This is a genomic window from Rubrivirga sp. SAORIC476, from assembly GCF_002283555.1.
In the GTDB taxonomy this organism is placed as follows: domain Bacteria; phylum Bacteroidota; class Rhodothermia; order Rhodothermales; family Rubricoccaceae; genus Rubrivirga.
Map to the genome: position 1 here is coordinate 1,094,986 of NZ_MVOI01000003.1, position 15,756 is coordinate 1,110,741.

Here is a 15,756-nt window from a genome sequence, read left to right on the forward strand (position 1 = left end):
CCCTTCCACGTCTCCCGTCCGGAACGCCGAGCCCTACGCCGCCAGCACCGTGTCGTACTCCGCCAGCATGAGGCGGGCGGCGTGGTCCCACGAGAAGGTGGCGGCCTGACGGAGCCCGCGCTCCCGCAGCGTCCGGCGGACCGGCGGGCTCGTGAGCACCTGCTCCAGCGCGTCCGCGATGGTCTCGGGCCGGCGAGGATCCACCAACAGCGCGGCGTCCCCGGCCACCTCGGGCATGGAGGCGGCGTCGGACGTGATGACGGGCGCGCCGCTCGCCATCGCCTCCAGGATGGGCAGGCCGAAGCTCTCGCGGAGCGACGGGTAGAGGAACGCGTCGCACAGCGAGTAGACCGCCGCCAGGTCGGCGTGGGCCATGTAGCCGGGCAGCACAAACCGGTCGCGGAGGTGCCCGGCACCGAGCCCGCGCAACATCTCGTCCAGCCGCTCCGGCGCGAGATCGGCCACGACGAGCTTCACGGCCTGGGGCACGCGCTCGGCGTAGCGGACGTAGGCCTCGACGGCGGCCGGGATGTTCTTCTTGGGGTCGGTGTTGCCCAGCAGGAACGCGAACCGCTCGTACAGTCCGTAGCGCTCCCGCACCTCGGCCAGGCGGACCGGGTCGCTCACCGGCGCGAACCGCTCGCTGACCGCGTTCGACACCACGGCCAGGCGGTCGGCGGCATCGGGGAAGCGCTCGGCGATGCGCCCGGCCTCGTACGCCGAGACCGTCGTCACGCGCGCGGCCTGGCGGACGGCCGTCGGCACGACCCAGCGACGGTACTGGTTGCCGAGCCGCTGGTACGCCGTGCCGCCGCGCGTCAGCGGGCTCCCGCCTTCCAGGAAGATGACGTCGTGGAGCGTCAGCACGACCGGGACGGGCGAGCGGAGCGGGGCCGTGTTGGCGGTGCAGTGCAGCAGGTCCACGCCCGCTTGGGCGGCGGCGCGGGGCAGGGCCACCTGCTCCCACGACGGGTACGACCGCCCCTCCACCTCGACGACCTCCAGGTTCGCGCTCGGCTCCAGGCAGGGGTCCTCGCCGGGGCGGACGAACGCGACGAACGTGTGCTCGGGCGCGAGCGCCGGGAGCCGCCGGAGCAGCTCCAGCGCCACCACGTCCATTCCATGCTTGCGTGCGCGGAACAGCCGCTGCGCTTCGATGCCGATTCTCATGGCCGGGCGGCCGTCGCCGCGGTGTGGGGGGTGTGGAGGAACGTCCGGTTGGCGCCGCGGCTCTTGGCGAGCGCCCAGCCCATCAGCGCGAGCGCGCGGGGCAGGTGGAGGAGGTCGCCCAGGAGCCCGCGCCGCAGGTCGGCCGGGATGCCCAGGCCGATGGCGACCGCCAGCGCGCCGCACAGCCCGGCCCATGGCAGCACCGAGGCGCCGACGAGCCCTGCGACCCCGAACAGGACCGGAGACAGAGCAAGCAGAACCGCGCGGGGCGGCAGCAGCATCTGGAGGGCCTTGTCGGCGTAATCCACATTCCCGGTGCGGACGAGCGTGGCGAGCGCCGGGAGCGCGTGCGCGCGAGCATAGTGGAACTGCGCCGCCAGCCACCGCCTCCGTTGGCGGACGAACACGTCGGAGGTCGACACCTTCTCGTCGAGGATGACGGCGTCGGGCGCGTAGGCGATCTGGATGCCGCGCCGGGTCAGGTCGAGCTCCAGCTCTTTGTCGAACCCGCCGACCGCCTCGGCCGTCGCCATCAACTCCGAAAAAAGAGCGGCGTCGAAGGCCATGCCAGAGCCGATGAGCGCGGCGCTCAGCCCGAGCGCGGCGTGGCCCTGCCGGAAGACGTGGTTGTTGACTGCCTCCGAGAGCGCGTCGAGGCGGGCGAGCGGCGTGTCGAAGTTCTTCGCCACGCGCCGCCCCTGCACCACGGCCGCCTCGGTGCGCGCGTCGTCGAGACGGGCGAGGGCGTCGGGCGCCATCACGTTGTCGGCGTCGAGCACGACCACGGTCTCGTACTGGCCGGGCGCGAACGTCGCCAGCGCGGCCCGGAGCGCCTTCGCCTTGGTCGACCGCTCGAACGCGACCTCGACCACCTGCACGCCGAGGGCGCGGAGGTCGCCGAGCGTCTCGGGTTGGAGCCCGTCGGCGATCACGATCACGTCGAACCGGGCGGTCGGGTAGTCCTGGCGGAGCGCCTCGCGGGCCGACGCCACGATCACGGCGTCCTCGCGGTAGGCGGGCAGCAGGACGGCGGTCCTCAAGCGGGCGCCTGCCGGGGGCGTCGGCAGGCGACGCAGTCGGCCGGCGACGGCGAACACCAGCAGGTAGCCCACCGACAGCGCCAGAGGCACCCAGAGCACCAGCAGCAGCGCGCTCATCGGGTGACCTCCAGCAGCGTGTCGGCGGAGAGGAGCCGCGGCGCGGCGGCCGGGCGGTCGACGCGGGGCCAGGGTCGCCGGGGCAACCGTGCATCCGGGGTCAGCGAGGGGTGCGCGAGGTGCCACGCGAGGCCCTGGACGACCGCGCGCACATGCGCCCACCGGCCCGCCAGCGCGTGGCGGACGACGTGCACCGGCGCGACGACCGCGACGAGGGCGGCGATGCTGAGGGCCTTCCGCCAGCCGCGCGCGTTGCGGCGCAGGTAGAGCACCCGGTTGCGGGTCTGGAAGCGGGTCTTGAGCGGGCTCGCCTTGCCGACGGTCACCGACTCCTTGTGCCAGACCGTCGACTCGGCGACGTAGTGGGCCCGCCAGCCCGCCCGGCGGAGGCGCGTCCCGAAGTCCAGTTCCTCGTAGTAGATGAAGTAGTCCTCGCCCAGCAGGCCGACCTCCTCCAGCACGCGCCGCCGGATCAGCAGCGCCGCGCCGTGGCCGAGTTCCGTCGGGCCGGAGACGTCGTGCTGACCTCGGTCGACCTCGCCCGAGCCGATCCACCGGGCCTGTCCGCGCCAGGGGTCGACCGCCGTGCCGCCGGCGTACTGGATGCGCTCCGGCTCGTGGAAGTAGCGAATCTTGGGCGAGCAGGCCCCCAGTCCGGGGTCCGCCTCCATCGCCGCGACGAGCGGCTCCAGGAAGTCGGGCTCGACCTCGGTGTCGTTGTTGAGGAGCAGCACGTACCCGCCACGCGCCTGCCGCATCCCGAGGTTGTTGCCACCGGTGAACCCCAGGTTGGTGGGGCTCTTGATGAGACGCGGGTGCGGGTAGTAGGCGTCGAGCAACGCCAGGTCGCGCGGCTCGGAGCCGTTGTCGACGACGACGACCTCGACGCGGGGGTAGGTCACGCGCTCCAGCGAGGCCAGCAGGTCGCACGTGACCTCGGCCTGATTCCAGTTGAGCGTGACGATGGAGACGAGTGGCGGCATGGATCGGGGGGCGGAGTGCCTGGAGGATCTCGCCCGCCCACTCTCCGCCCGGTCCCGTTTCGACGAACGCCCCCTCCCCTTCGACGAACACCTCCGCCTCGGCACCGAGGCGGAGGTGGTGGAACGGCGGTCTGGGGGCCGCGTTGGGGCCACGAACGACTCGACCGCCGCGATGACCCACCCGATCTCTGTCTCCCTGACCCACCACGGGCGCACGCTCGCCGGCAGCCTCTACGACGCCGGAGCGGACGCGCCGTGGGCGCTGCTGGTCCACGGCTTCGGCGGCTCGCGGATCGGCCCCCGCCGCCTCTTCGCGCTCCTGGCCGACCGGCTCCGCCAGGCGGGCGTCACCGCCGTCGCCTTCGACCGGCTGGGGCACGGCGAGAGCGACGGCGACTTCTTCGACATCACCGTCTCCGAGGAGGTCGAGCAGGTTCTCGGCATGCGCCGGTGGGCCGAAGACCGTGCGGGCGGCCCGATCCACCTCGTCGCCCACTCGCTGGGAGGCGTCGAGACCGCCCTCTCCGCCGCCCGTCGGCCCGATGGCATCGCGTCGCTCGCGCTCTGGGCCCCCGCCGCCGTCTCCGCCGACGACGTGGCCGAGGGCACCGTGCACGGCCAGTCGACCAATGCTCTCGACACGCACGGTCGCATCGACATCGAGGGACTCGCCCTCGGCCCCGCCTTCGTCGACGACCTCCGAGGCACCGACCCGTACGACGGGATCGACGCCTACACCGGCCCCGCCCGCATCCACCAGGGGCTGGAGGACGACGTCGTGCCGGTGCGCTACAGCCGTCGCTACGCCGAGATCTGGGGCGACCCCGACGCCCTGCTCGTGACCTACCCCGACGCCGGCCACACGTGGTCCGCCCTCCCGGAGCGCGAGACGCTGATCGGCAACACCGTCGCCGACATCGTCGCCGCCGGTCGGTGACCGCCTCCGCCTCGGCACCGAGGCGGGGCTACTCGGGCGGCACGGCCGCCTGCGCGTCCAGTCGGGGCGCGAGGTAGAGCGCGGCCACGCTGACGGCCACCAGGATGCCCGTCGGCATCTGGCCCAGAACCTGGTTGCCGTAGCTCGCGACCGCGATCCCGCAGAGCCCGGCGAAGAGCGCCAGCAGCCGCTGCTTCAGCGCCGCGTCGCGCACGCGGAGCAGCCGCCGCAGCGCGCCGCCCAGCAGCGACGCCAGCCCGATCAGGTACAGCCACAGGCCGACCGGCCCCTGCTCAGCCCAGATCTTGACGTACCACGAGTCGAGCGCCAGCTCCGCCAGGAACGTGCCCGGGCTGAAGCGCTGGCCCCAGTACCCGCCCGACCCCACGCCGCCGCCGAATGGGCGGCTCGCGAGGTAGGTCTTGAGCTTCTTCTGGTTCTCCAACCGCACCTGCAGGCTTGCGTTGTCGGAGCCCTCCACGATGGCCGTCCGCATCCGCTGGACCTCGTAGATGCCACTGCCGACGCTCGTGAACCGCAGCGCGCCGTAGACCAGCAGCAGCGCCGCCATGCCGACCACCAGCAGCCGCCAGTTGCCGCTGAGGAGGAAGTAGACGAAGAAGCCGATCATCGGCACCGCCATCGCTCCGCGCGTGCCGGAGATCAGCAGGCCATAGAGGCCGAGCAGGCCCGCGATCCAGAGCAGCACCTTGCGTCCGCGTGAGGCGGGGCCGAGCGCCAGAATGATCGCGACCAGCCCAGCGTGCCCCATCGCCGCGCCGAACTGGCCGGAGTCGGAGTAGAACGAGAACACGCGCAGCTTGCCGAACAGCAGGTGCGTCGACAGGTTGCCGGGCACGTTGAGCCACGCCTGCTCGGAGCCGTCCAGGCCCACGACCTTCTGCTTGATGCCCCAGAGCGCGCCGACGACCGACCACGCGAGCCACAGCCCCAGCAGCCGGTCCAGGTCGCGCCGGTCGCGCAGCAGCAGCAGGCACAGCGGGACCGCCAGCACCGGATACAGCGCCACCCCGCGGACGGCGTAGAACCACGCGGCCAGGCTTCGCGCCTCCGGGTTCACGATCTGGAACAGGTTGTAGGCCATCCAGATCGAGACCGCCCAGACGGCGCCGTTCTTCAGCCGGTCCCAGTCCCACGCGCGGGGGCGAACGATCACCGCGAGCAGCGTCAGCGCGAGGAACGCGTCCACCAGCAGGCCCGTCGGCGCGGGGACGTAGCGCGTCACGCCGACGCCCACGAACGCGGCCACGAGCGTCGCCACGAGGCCCCAGCGCGGGTCCAGAAAGACGGCGCGGGCGACGAAGAACGCGGGCGCGAGCGCGACCAGCGCCAGCCCGGCTACGACGCCGCCCTTCGCCACGACCAGGCCGAGAACGACGGCCAGGACGACCGTCGCCGCGCCACGCACGAGGCGGGCGGACCACGAGACGGAGCCGGAGGGGAGGTCGAGCACGGGGGACATCAGACTACGCGACCTCCGGTATCGGCCGACGCGCGCCGGGCACGAGCGGCACCTCGCGCGCCACCAGCACCCCGCCCACGACCACGCCGACCGCCGTCATCCCGACCGTCACCGCGGCCACGCCGGAGACGCCGAACCCGAGCGCCAGCGCGACCGCGTCGCCGCCGAGGTTGGCGGCCAGCATCGCGCCCACCTTGACGGTGTTGAGGTGGGGCCGCCCGAGGGCGTCGAGCGCGAGCCCGAGGAAGCGGTCGAGCGGGAGCAGCAGCGCGTAGAGCAGGAACCAGCGGAAGGGCGCGGCGGCCTCGGCGTAGGACTCGCCGCCGAGCAGCGTCGTCGCCTCGGTCGCGAACACCCAGCCCAGCGCGGCGGCGGGCAGCAGCACCAACGTCAGCGTCGCCACGTCGCGGCGGAGGCGGGCGGCGAGCGCGGCCCCGTCGCCCACCCGGGCCGACCGCGCCATCGCGGGGAACGCCGCGCCCGCGAGCCCCCGGATCGGCACCTCGGCCGCCTCGACGAGCTTCTGGGGGACGCCGTAGAGCGCGACCGCCGCCGGACCGAGGACGGTGCCCAGGATCAGCGCGTCCGCGCTGCGCAGCAGGTTGGCGCCGACCGTCGTCGCGGCGCTGAAGCGGCCGAAGCGGAGCAGCCGCGCCACGTCGGCACGTCGCGTCTGGCGGACCGTCTCTGGCCGCGCCCAGCCCAGCGCGAGCGCACCCAGCGAGACGATGCCGTGCGCCGCCGCGTGGGCCCACGCAAGTGCGCCCAGCGTCACCCCCTCCCCCATCGCCACGACGGCGCCGACGAACAGGACGCTCAGCGCCAGCCGCAGCGCCAGCACGCGCCCGAACCGCTCCCGGGCCTGCGCCTCCCACGCCGCGACCGTGTGCGGCAGCCCGGCCACCAGCAAGACCGGCAGCACGACCCACACGCCGCCGACGACCGATACGACCAGCGCGCCGAGCCCGGCCACGCCCGCCGTCACCCCGAGGCCGACCGTCCACGCGGCGCCGACGACCCGGTCCGCCTCGGCACGGCCGTGGCCCGACGCCTGCTGGACGAGCGCCGACTGCGCCAGCCCGCTCCTCAGCATGTCGACGAATGTGGCGACGGTCAGGTAGAGCACCCAGGTGCCGAACGCAGCGGGCGCGAGCGCGCGGGCGACGAGCGCGAACCCGACGAAGCCGAGCACGGCGCTGGCGGCCTGCGTGGCGAGCGAGAGGGCGCGCGGTCCGCGAGCGAGGGCGAGGAGGCGGCGCATGTCAGGCGGCCCGGCGACGCGGAGCGGCCGGGGCCTGCTCGACGACGGCCGCGAAGGCGCGGGCGCGAGCGGCCCACGTGTTCTGTCGCGCGAAGGCGACGCGGCGGCGGCGCGCAGCCAGGCCCCGGTCGCGGAGCGCCAGGTCGAGCGCCTGCGAGAAGACCGGGACGTCGGACGCCGTGTAGACGTGCGCCTCCGCGTCGCCGAGCGGCGCGAAGGGCGTCGTCACCACGGGCCGGCCGGCGGCGAGGTACTCGTTCAGCTTCATCGGGTAGATGCTCCGCGTGAAGCGCGTCACCTGGAACGGGATGATGCCGACGTCCATCTGCCCCAGGAAGCCGGGCAGGGCGTCGGGCGGGTGCGGACCGGCCAGCGTCACGTTCGCGTGCGCTGCCAGCGCCTCCGCCTCAGGCGCCGTCGCGCGGCCGACGAACAGGAAGTCGAGGTCGGCCCGCCGCTCGACGAGCGCGCCCAGGAGCGCGTAGTCCACCCGCCCGTCCAGACTGCCGATGAAGCCGACGCACGGCCGGTCGCCCTCAGGCTGCCACGTAGCCGCCGGGTAGAAGAGGTCGAAGTCGACGCCGTTGGGGACCAGGTGGACGTTGGCGTGCTGTGCGCCCCGGCTCTCCCGCAGGCCCTCGGACGTGACCACGACGGCGTCCGCGTTCGCCAGGTACTCGGCCTCCAGCCGCGCCCCGTGCTTGCCGACCCACGGCGCGGCCGCGATCTCGTCGTAGCCGTAGTAGACCCGCGCCCGCTCGCTGAGCTGCCCGACCAGCGGCAGCCCGAGTTGCGGCGCGAACGCCGTCACCACGACAGGGTCCGTCATCGACAACTCCCGCATCGCGGCGCGGACGACGTGACCGACGATCCGGGCGTTGACCGCCAGCGCGGCGCGGAACGCGGGCCCTTCGTCCATCCAGCGCGTCGGCAGGACGGGCGGCGGGGTCAGGACGTGGATCGGACCGTGCGGTCCGTTGATGCGGCGCAGGCGGTCCTCCCGGCCAAACATCCGCTCCAGCGGCGCGCCCCCCCGGCCGAGTGCGGCGCGGGCGGCGTCGGCGAGCGTGTGCGCATAGTCGACGTAGAGCACGCGGTAGTGGGCCGCCAGCGCCTCCATCAAGCGGACCGTCGACTTGACGTAGTCGCCGTCCCAGGCGGGCTGGGCGAGGCAGACGAGGGCGGGTTTCGGGGAATCAGGCATGAGCGTTGGGTCGGTCGGCCTCGGCACCGAGGCGGGCGGGGGAGGCGTGTGGGGTCAGCGGCTGAACTCGAAGCGCGCGGCGCGCTTGACGGTGCGGCGGAGCCACGAGCGCCGCCGCGGCACCTCGCCGACCAGCCCTTCCAGGCGGACCGGCTGGGCGCCCGTCAGCACGAGGTGCGGGGCGTGGCCGCTGGCCCGCTCCAGCGCCGACGCCGTGTGGGCGTCGGCGGTCGCCCAGGAGCGGCTGGCGCGGGCGGCGAGCAGGACCACGTCGGCGTGGGCCAGCAGACCGACCGGCAGCGGCGCGTCCAGGACGGGCGGCAGTTCCAGGATGGTGAGGTCAGCGTCGGATGGCCCGGCGATGGCGTCGAGGGTCTCGGCCTCGGGGAAGGCGTCGGTCACGGCGTAGGGCGTCGCGCCGCCGTCGGCGTGGGGGGCGAGGTAGTTGACCGTCCGCCCGCGCGCGGCGAAGCGCTCGGCCAGCCGGGCGGCGACGAAGCCCGCGCCCTCGCCCGCCTGGCCGCTGGCGACCGCGACGAACTGGGGCTCCCGGGCGTCGCGTTCACGCAGAACGAGCGACACGTTGCGCAGGAACTGGGCGTCGAGCGGCTTCAGGAGTGCCGGGTCGGCGGGGGCCGTCGGGTAGGCGCCGGCGAGGGGCAGGCCCGAGACCTCGGCGGCGCGCTCGGGCGTCCGCATCGACTGGTCGAACACCTCGACCGCCAGTAGGCCGCCGACGCACAGCGCCAGCCCGGCCAGGAAGGCGACGACCACGAGCAGCGGCCGCTTCGACGAGTTGGGCCGCGCCGGGCGCTGCGGCGGCGCGACCACGTCCAGGTTGGCCGCCCGCGCGATGCTCTGCTGCCGCATCCGCGCCAGATTGAGGCTGTGGAGCATCTCCATGTAGGTCCCCTCCGCGATGTCGACCTCGCGCTCCAGGCTGGAGAGCGTCGAGCCGAGCGGCGCGAACACGTCGTAGACGCGCTGGTACTCGTCGCGCCGCTGGCGCAGGACGGCCAGGCGGGCGCGGCCCTCGGTGACGCTCGTGGCGTGGTTGAGCCAGGCGCCGGTGAGGGCGCTCCGGGCGACGCCCTGCTCGGAGTTGCTGAGCCGGTGCAGGCCGCGGACGCTCCCGTTGAGCGCCGCGCGCATCGAGTCAGCCTGGGCGCGGGCGGCGGGGTCGGCCGTGCCGAGCGCCTCGGCGCGGGCCGCGCGGGCGGTCGCCGCCGAGAGCGACTGGCGCTGCTGCGCCACGGCGTCGCTCTGGATCAGGACCGCCTCGCGCTCGCTCAGGCGTCGCTCGGTGTCGCGCAGCGCGTTCTCGGCCGCGGCCAGCGCCATCTCCTCCTGCTGCACCTCGTGGTCCAGGCTCTCCTTCTGCGAGGCGACGTACTTCGTCTGCTCGTAGTAGTTGATGATCCGGTTGTCGACGCCGAACGCGCGCGTCCCGCCGACGGCGCTCCGCAGGGCGCTGTCGGCCAGGGCGGTCTGCTCTTCGAAGAACTCCACGACGCCGCCCGTCTGGCGCGTCTTCATGTCGCGGAACTCGTCGATCACGTCGTCCAGAATCAGCTCCAGCACGAGCTGCGCCAGCACCGGGTCGGGCGACGTGTAGCGGATCTCGACCATGTCGGACCCGCCGACGCGGTTCGCCTGGATGGCGCCCTGGAGCGTGCTCACGTTCACCGGCGACTCGTCGATGTAGAGCGCCGCGTAGATCGGGCTCCCGACATCGTCGGCCTCGGCGCTGAGGCGGGCGAGGCGGGCGGCGCTGGCCCCCTCGGTCGCGGACACGGCCCGGACGACGGCGCCAGGCACCGTCGGGATCTCGACCTCCTCGGCCAGCCGCAGTCGGCCGTCGGCGCGGCGGGCGATCAGTTGGAGGGCGACGCGCTCGACCGTCTCGCGGCTCTTGATGAGCTGGATCAGGTTGTCGAACGCCGTCTGCGTGGTCAGGTAGTCGACCCGGCTGCCGCTCTCGGAGTCGATGGAGTAGCCGGACACGAAGCCCGTGTAGAGGGTTGTCGAGGCGGCGTACTCGCGGGGCAGGTCGCGCGTGGCGAGGAAGACGACGGCGGCCATGCCGAGGGGCACGGCGGTCAGCAGCAGCCAGTGGCGGCCGAGCAGCCGCAGGACGTGGAGCAGGCTCATCGACCCGGGGCGCTGGCGACGGCCGCCGGGGCGGCGGTCGGGGCGGCGGCCTGCGCGGTCAGCGCCGACAGCGTGCCGCCGCACAGGCGGTCGAGTTGTCCGTAGGCCGTCAGGTAGTCGGTGCGCGCCGTCTCGAAGGCGGCCTGCGCCTCGGCGGCGATCTGGTCGACGCGCGCCAGCTCGCCCACGGCGACGTCGCCCTGCACGAACTCGGCCTCGGCCATCGCCCGGTGCGTCCGCGCGGACTCCATGCCGCCGGAGCGGACGCCCACGAGGCGGTACGCGAGTTCGGTCCGCCGGTAGAGCGCGATCACGACCAGGTCCAGCTCTTCGTCGGCCTCGGCCTGGCGAGCGCGCGACTGCGCCAGCTCGGCCTCGGCCTGCCGCGCCTCGTGGCGCCGCCCGAGCACGTCGTACAGCGACAGCCGCACGCTCACGCCCACGGTCGCGCCGACCGACAGCTGGTCCACCAGGTCGTTGCCATACGTCCCGGCCGTCGCCCCGACGTTGACGCCCAGGTTGTCGGTCCAGGCGCTGCGCGTCCGGTCCAGCTGGGCCTCGTTCTTGGCGACTGTCGCCGCCGCGTAGCGGACGGACGGGGACTGACGGTGGACCGCAGCGAGGACGGTGTCCAGCGTGGGGAGGGCCGGCAGGCCGTCGTCGGCCTGGGCGTGAGGGGCGGCCGCAGGGAGCGCGAGCGCGAGCAGGAGAAGGAAGCGATGCATCAGGGTGTGGTTGGCTGACCGATCGCAACGTCCCCCGTCCTCTCTCTTTCTCCGGCCGCGTTTCGACGAACGCCCCGCCCGCTTCGACGAACGCTGGGCTGTCGTCGTCACCCTGCCCGCCTCGGGGCCGTCGTGCGACTACAAAAAACGGGCGGCGGCTCCGAGAGCCACCGCCCGCCCATCCGCGCCCCGGCCCGACGTGTGGTGCCGTCGGTCCGTCCGTGACGGGCGCGGTCTCGGTCGGTCAGCCAACCTCCCGAGAAGGGATCGTGCGCGCCGTCCGCGAGCTCGCCAGGGCCGGGCGGTCGGCGAAGGGCGCGGCGTGCTCCACCGGGGCCGACGGCGTCGGGCGGCCGATGGAGCGGTATGTGAAACCGGACGCGACCATCTGCGCCGGCTCGAACACGTTGCGGCCGTCGAACACGACGGGCTGGACCATCGACCGGCGGACGCGCTCCATGTCGGGGCGCCGGAACTCGGGCCACTCGGTCGCGACCACCAGCGCGTCGGCGTCCTGGGCGGCCTCGTAGACCGTCGCGGCGTAGGTCAGCGAGCCCGGGCCGACCAGCGGCTCGCGGGCGAACGCGGCCTGCGTGGTCTCGACGGCCTCCGGGTCGAAAGCCACCACCTCGGCGCCGAGGCGGACGAACTCGCGGATCAGCACGTGGGCCGGCGCCTCGCGGACGTCGTCGGTGTGCGGCTTGAAGGCCAGGCCCCAGAGCGCGATGCGGCGGCCGTCGAGGCGGCCCGCGCCGTCCGCCAGCGCCTCCAGGACGTGGGGGACGAGGACGTGCTTCTGGGCGTCGTTGACGCGGAGGACCGCGTCCAGGATCTGGAAGTCGTAGCCCTCCTCGCGCGCCGTCCGGTGGAGCGCCTGCACGTCCTTCGGGAAGCACGAGCCGCCGAAGCCGATGCCCGCATAGAGGAACTTCGGCCCGATCCGGCTATCCGTCCCGATGCCTCGGCGCACCTGGTCCACGTCCGCCCCGACGCGGTCGCACAGGTTCGCGATCTCGTTCATGAACGTGATCTTGGTCGCCAGCAGAGCGTTGGCCGCGTACTTGGTCATCTCGGCGCTCTCCTCGTCCATCACGATCACCGGGTTGCCGGAGCGGACGAACGGTGCGTAGAGCCGCCGCATGATCTCGCCCGCCGACGCCGACGACGTGCCCACGACGACGCGCTCGGGCTTCATGAAGTCGTCCACGGCCGCGCCCTCGCGGAGGAATTCGGGGTTCGAGACCACGTCGAAGTCGACGCCCGCCGTCAGCCCGTGGGCCTCGACGGCCTCGGCCACGCGCCGGGCGGTGCCGACCGGCACGGTGCTCTTGTCGACCAGCACTTTGTAGCCCCAGTCGTTGTCCGCGAGCAGCCGACCGATCTGGTCGGCCACGCCGAGCACGTACTGCAGGTCAGCCGAGCCGTCCTCGGCGGGCGGCGTCGGGAGTGCCAGGAAGACCACGTCGGTCGTTTCGACGGCCCCGGCCAGTTCGGTCGTGAACGTCAAGCGGCCCTCGCGGACGCCGCGGTCGAAGAAGACCTCGAGGCCGGGCTCGTAGATCGGGATGGCGCCGTTCTGGAGCGCGGTGACCTTGTCGGCGTCGATGTCGACGCAGCGGACCGTGTGGCCCATTTCGGCGAAGCAGGTGCCGGAAACCAGGCCGACGTAGCCGGTGCCGATGACGGAGATGTTCATGAGTCTGAAGGGGGTGGCCGCGAGCGGCCGGGTGGCTGAAAAGCGGAGAGGGACCGGGAGCGGCCTAGACGTTTTCGCTCTGGAAGAGCGCGGGGACGGTCTTGAGGATCAGGCGGAGGTCGAAGCCCAGCCCGTGGCGCTCGGCGTAGGTGTTGTCGAGCGCGATGCGCTCCTGGGGCGAGACCTCGCCCGTCCCGCGCTGGGTGACCTGCCACAGACCGGTCAGCCCGGCGGGCGCCATCCAGCGCGCGACCGCGCCGTCGGCCGTGAGTTGCTCGGCCTCGTAGAGCGGCAGCGGCCGGTTGCCCACCAGCGACATGTCGCCGCGGAGCACGTTGACCAGCTGCGGCAGCTCGTCGATGCTCGTGTTGCGCAGGAAGCGGCCGACGCGCGTGATGCGGGGGTCGTTTTGGAGCTTGAAGAAGGCGGGCCCGGCAGCCTGCTGGCGGCGGTGCGCGGCCTCGCAGACCACCGCCCCGGCGTCGCCGACGAGCAGCGGCGAGCACGTCGCCCCCTCGGCCTCGGCCCCGAGGCGGGCACAGTCGGGGCAGCCGGTCGGGGCGGACACGGGCGCGGCGTACTGGTTGAGGTGCGCCAGGTCCTTGAGCCGCTGGTCGGCGTCCGGGTACATCGTCCGGAACTTGAAGAGGCGGAAGCGGCGATAGCCCGCGCCGACGCGCCACGAGGCATAGAACACCGGCCCGCGCGACTCCAGCCGGACGGCGAGGGCCGCCAGCAGCAGCACAGGCGAGAGGACGACGAGCGCGCCTGCGGAGGCGACGATGTCGAAGGCGCGTTTGGCGCGGCTGGGGCGAGGAGTCAGCATCGGACGAAGGGTCTGAAAGAGAGCAGAAGCGTGGACTAGCGCGCGAAGAGGTACCCGGCGTCGCGGTGGCCCGGCAGGTCGCGGTACCAGTCGTCGGCGGTGCTGCCGCCGGAGCGGGCCCAGGTCACGAACCGGAGATGCCCGGCGTCGAGCGGCGCGCGCTCCAGCGGGTAGGCGAAGGCCTCGGGCAGGTGGAGCGCCCACGGCAGCCCCTCGGCCGTCACGTAGGTGCGGGGTGTGCCGGGCTCCGTCGCGTCCGCGGAGGTGCCGAAGCGCGACGCGTCGGCCTTGGCGGTCGGGGCGCGGCCGGGCAGGTGGACCTCGCGGCCCCGCTCGCCGTCGACCACCAGGAAGAGGTCCAGTTCGTCGAGACGGAGGGCCGAGACGGCGACCGGGCTCGACAGCGCGATGCGGACCGTCACCCGGCCGGCGTCGGTGCGCGGCGCCTCGCTCTGGGTGTTGACGAAGTAGCCGCCGGGGCGCTGCACCAGCGCGTAGGCGTCGTCGAAGAGGGGGACGATCGCCAGCGACTGACCGCTCTCTGCGCCGCTCCCGGCCAGGGCGAACACGCCCCGCGTCAGCGACGCGCCGGTGACGGACGCGATGCCGCCCCGGGGGATCGGGAGCGCCAGCACCAGCCCGTTCCGGTAGCCCGCGCCGATGGCCTGGACGGCGATCTCGGCGTCGATGCGCGTGGCGCGGTTCTGCGCGTCCAGCCCGACCGTCAGGTGGTAGTCGGCGACGAGGTCGTTGAAATCGTAGTCGCCGCGGCCGGGCCACAGGTCCTCGAAGGCGACCGAGCCGTCGGTCCCTTCGGCGGGCAGGTGCAAGACGGCGGCGACGGACGGGTCGTAGGGGTCGGCGTCGGAGCCGTTGAGGATGCCGTCGTTGTCGGCGTCGGCCGAGGGGTCGGAGCCCGGGTCGGTCACCGTCGGCACGTCGCCCGAGGCGATGGCCTCGACGGGGTTCGACGAGACGAAGAACACGGCGTCGTTGAAGTCCTGGTCGCAGACGAACGGGATGTCGTCCCGGCGGACGTCCTCGAAGCCGAGCAGCAGCAGTTCGCGCTCGTCGTCGCGCAGCAACACGTTGTGCTGGCGGAGCGAAGCGTCGGGCTCGGGGTTGAACGCCGGGTTCGAGTACACCACGTGCGTCCCGTCGCCGACGCCGCCGCCCGTCCACCCGTTAGCGACGAGAAACCAGCCGATGCCGGTGCCCGCCGGGAAGCGCCCGAGGCGGACCTTGTCGCCGGAGACGAGCCCGCCGCCGCTGCCCGCGAACGACACGTTCGGGAAGACGATCGTCCGGGCGTCGATCTGGGCGGCCGACTGCGGCGGCGCGCTCGCGTCGTAGGTGTAGTAGCCGAGCGCGTTGCGCCAGCCCGCGCCCTCGTGGACGAACGTGACCCACACGTCGGCCTCGTCGGTCAGCACCACGTCGGTGTCGTTGCCGTCGGCGAGGTACTGCGGGTGGGCGTCGGGGACGGGCGCGTTCTCGGGGAGGCTCGCGTTGAGCGTCGCCAGCAGGCCCGCGTCGATGGGGTCGCGCGTTGGCTCCAGGTAGTCCGGCACGCCATTGCCATCCCAGGTGCCGAGCGTTGCGAAGCCCGCCGCCATCCGCGCCGACGGCCCGGCCACGCGGCCGACCCCGACCGCCCGAGGCACGCCGCCGACCGTGCCGGCGGCGACGCCGCCCGACACCGTCAGCGCGACCGAGTCGGGCAGGCCGAGGTAGCGGGGCCGCGCCGTGAGCGCGTCGAGGTCGGCCGGGACGGCGAGCGACAGCACGAGGGTGCCGTCGGCCGGAGTGAGGCCGGTCGCCAGCCGCCGCCCGCTCGCGTCGTTGATGTCGACCGGCACGCCCGCCAGCGGACGCCCGGCGGTGTCGAGCGCCCGGACGCGGACCTCGACGGCGCGCGTGGTGGCGAAGTCGAACCCGGCCGGGACGGTCAGCCCGGCGAGGCCCTCCGCCTCGGGCGCGTCGGGGGCCGTGGCGTCACAGCCGACCAGGCCGCTGGCCGTGAGGGTGGCGAGGACGAAGAGAGCGAATCGGAGCGAGACCATGAGTCGGGAGGGCTGGGAGCGGACCGCGTCGTGCGGTCACGGCTCGCAGTCTCCGGCTCCGGCGCCCCACCTCGGGTGCCGCTTCGACCAACCGGCCCAT

The 15,756-nt window shown here is 73.7% G+C and carries 12 protein-coding genes; 1 reads left to right on the plus strand and 11 read right to left on the minus strand.

Annotation, left to right across the window (positions count from 1 at the left end; genetic code table 11):
* Positions 1–33 precede the first annotated feature (33 nt).
* The 3 genes from B1759_RS06450 to B1759_RS06460 are packed head-to-tail and all read right to left on the minus strand — an operon-like array spanning position 34 to position 3,310.
* The gene (locus tag B1759_RS06450) at positions 34–1,170 is read right to left on the minus strand and encodes a glycosyltransferase family 1 protein (RefSeq protein WP_095514197.1); all 1,137 of its coding nucleotides are present in this window, start codon (positions 1,168–1,170) and stop codon (positions 34–36) included.
* Positions 1,167–2,327, minus strand: coding sequence for a glycosyltransferase family 2 protein (locus tag B1759_RS06455; RefSeq protein WP_095514198.1), 1,161 nt, complete (start codon positions 2,325–2,327; stop codon positions 1,167–1,169). The genes B1759_RS06450 and B1759_RS06455 overlap by 4 nt, the downstream gene beginning before the upstream one ends.
* Positions 2,324–3,310 carry a glycosyltransferase family 2 protein gene (locus B1759_RS06460; RefSeq protein WP_095514199.1) on the minus strand — a complete coding sequence of 329 codons (987 nt, stop codon included), beginning with the start codon at positions 3,308–3,310 and terminating at the stop codon, positions 2,324–2,326. Before B1759_RS06460 ends, B1759_RS06455 begins: the two co-directional genes overlap by 4 nt.
* A 172-nt stretch (positions 3,311–3,482) precedes the next feature.
* On the opposite strand from B1759_RS06460, the gene B1759_RS06465 reads away from it, so the two are divergent.
* On the plus strand, positions 3,483–4,247 hold the full coding sequence (locus B1759_RS06465) for an alpha/beta hydrolase (protein WP_158225150.1): 765 nt from the start codon (positions 3,483–3,485) through the stop codon (positions 4,245–4,247).
* Between the two features lie 28 nt (positions 4,248–4,275).
* Here B1759_RS06465 and B1759_RS06470 read toward each other — a convergent pair whose 3' ends face one another.
* The 8 genes from B1759_RS06470 to B1759_RS06505 all read right to left on the minus strand — a co-directional run bounded on the left by B1759_RS06470 (position 4,276) and on the right by B1759_RS06505 (position 15,656).
* Entirely contained in the window at positions 4,276–5,730 is a 1,455-nt protein-coding gene (locus B1759_RS06470; protein WP_095514201.1) for an O-antigen ligase family protein, read from the minus strand.
* Between the two features lie 4 nt (positions 5,731–5,734).
* Positions 5,735–6,991, minus strand: a complete 1,257-nt coding sequence (locus B1759_RS06475) for a lipopolysaccharide biosynthesis protein (protein WP_095514202.1) — start codon at positions 6,989–6,991, stop codon at positions 5,735–5,737.
* Between the two features lies 1 nt (position 6,992).
* Positions 6,993–8,195, minus strand: coding sequence for a glycosyltransferase (locus B1759_RS06480; protein WP_095514203.1), 1,203 nt, complete (start codon positions 8,193–8,195; stop codon positions 6,993–6,995).
* Between the two features lie 54 nt (positions 8,196–8,249).
* Positions 8,250–10,346, minus strand: coding sequence for a hypothetical protein (locus B1759_RS06485; RefSeq protein WP_143537281.1), 2,097 nt, complete (start codon positions 10,344–10,346; stop codon positions 8,250–8,252).
* Positions 10,343–11,071, minus strand: coding sequence for a TolC family protein (locus B1759_RS06490; protein WP_095514205.1), 729 nt, complete (start codon positions 11,069–11,071; stop codon positions 10,343–10,345). The genes B1759_RS06485 and B1759_RS06490 overlap by 4 nt, the downstream gene beginning before the upstream one ends.
* A 244-nt stretch (positions 11,072–11,315) precedes the next feature.
* Positions 11,316–12,767: a UDP-glucose/GDP-mannose dehydrogenase family protein gene (locus B1759_RS06495; RefSeq protein ID WP_095514206.1), complete on the minus strand. Its 1,452-nt coding sequence runs from the start codon at positions 12,765–12,767 to the stop codon at positions 11,316–11,318.
* A gap of 64 nt (positions 12,768–12,831) precedes the next feature.
* Entirely contained in the window at positions 12,832–13,593 is a 762-nt protein-coding gene (locus B1759_RS06500) for a sugar transferase (protein ID WP_095514207.1), read from the minus strand.
* 35 nt (positions 13,594–13,628) lie between these two features.
* Positions 13,629–15,656, minus strand: coding sequence for an LruC domain-containing protein (locus tag B1759_RS06505; protein WP_095514208.1), 2,028 nt, complete (start codon positions 15,654–15,656; stop codon positions 13,629–13,631).
* Between the last annotated feature and the right edge of the window lie 100 nt (positions 15,657–15,756).

Bases quoted from the DNA above. Each gene is read 5' to 3' on its own strand.
- B1759_RS06450 (WP_095514197.1), bottom strand. From the start codon at position 1,170: ATGAGAATCGGCATCGAAGCGCAGCGGCTGTTCCGCGCACGCAAGCAT.
- B1759_RS06455 (WP_095514198.1), bottom strand. From the start codon at position 2,327: ATGAGCGCGCTGCTGCTGGTGCTCTGGGTGCCTCTGGCGCTGTCGGTG.
- B1759_RS06460 (WP_095514199.1), bottom strand. From the start codon at position 3,310: ATGCCGCCACTCGTCTCCATCGTCACGCTCAACTGGAATCAGGCCGAG.
- B1759_RS06465 (WP_158225150.1), top strand. From the start codon at position 3,483: ATGACCCACCCGATCTCTGTCTCCCTGACCCACCACGGGCGCACGCTC.
- B1759_RS06470 (WP_095514201.1), bottom strand. From the start codon at position 5,730: ATGTCCCCCGTGCTCGACCTCCCCTCCGGCTCCGTCTCGTGGTCCGCC.
- B1759_RS06475 (WP_095514202.1), bottom strand. From the start codon at position 6,991: ATGCGCCGCCTCCTCGCCCTCGCTCGCGGACCGCGCGCCCTCTCGCTC.
- B1759_RS06480 (WP_095514203.1), bottom strand. From the start codon at position 8,195: ATGCCTGATTCCCCGAAACCCGCCCTCGTCTGCCTCGCCCAGCCCGCC.
- B1759_RS06485 (WP_143537281.1), bottom strand. From the start codon at position 10,346: ATGAGCCTGCTCCACGTCCTGCGGCTGCTCGGCCGCCACTGGCTGCTG.
- B1759_RS06490 (WP_095514205.1), bottom strand. From the start codon at position 11,071: ATGCATCGCTTCCTTCTCCTGCTCGCGCTCGCGCTCCCTGCGGCCGCC.
- B1759_RS06495 (WP_095514206.1), bottom strand. From the start codon at position 12,767: ATGAACATCTCCGTCATCGGCACCGGCTACGTCGGCCTGGTTTCCGGC.
- B1759_RS06500 (WP_095514207.1), bottom strand. From the start codon at position 13,593: ATGCTGACTCCTCGCCCCAGCCGCGCCAAACGCGCCTTCGACATCGTC.
- B1759_RS06505 (WP_095514208.1), bottom strand. From the start codon at position 15,656: ATGGTCTCGCTCCGATTCGCTCTCTTCGTCCTCGCCACCCTCACGGCC.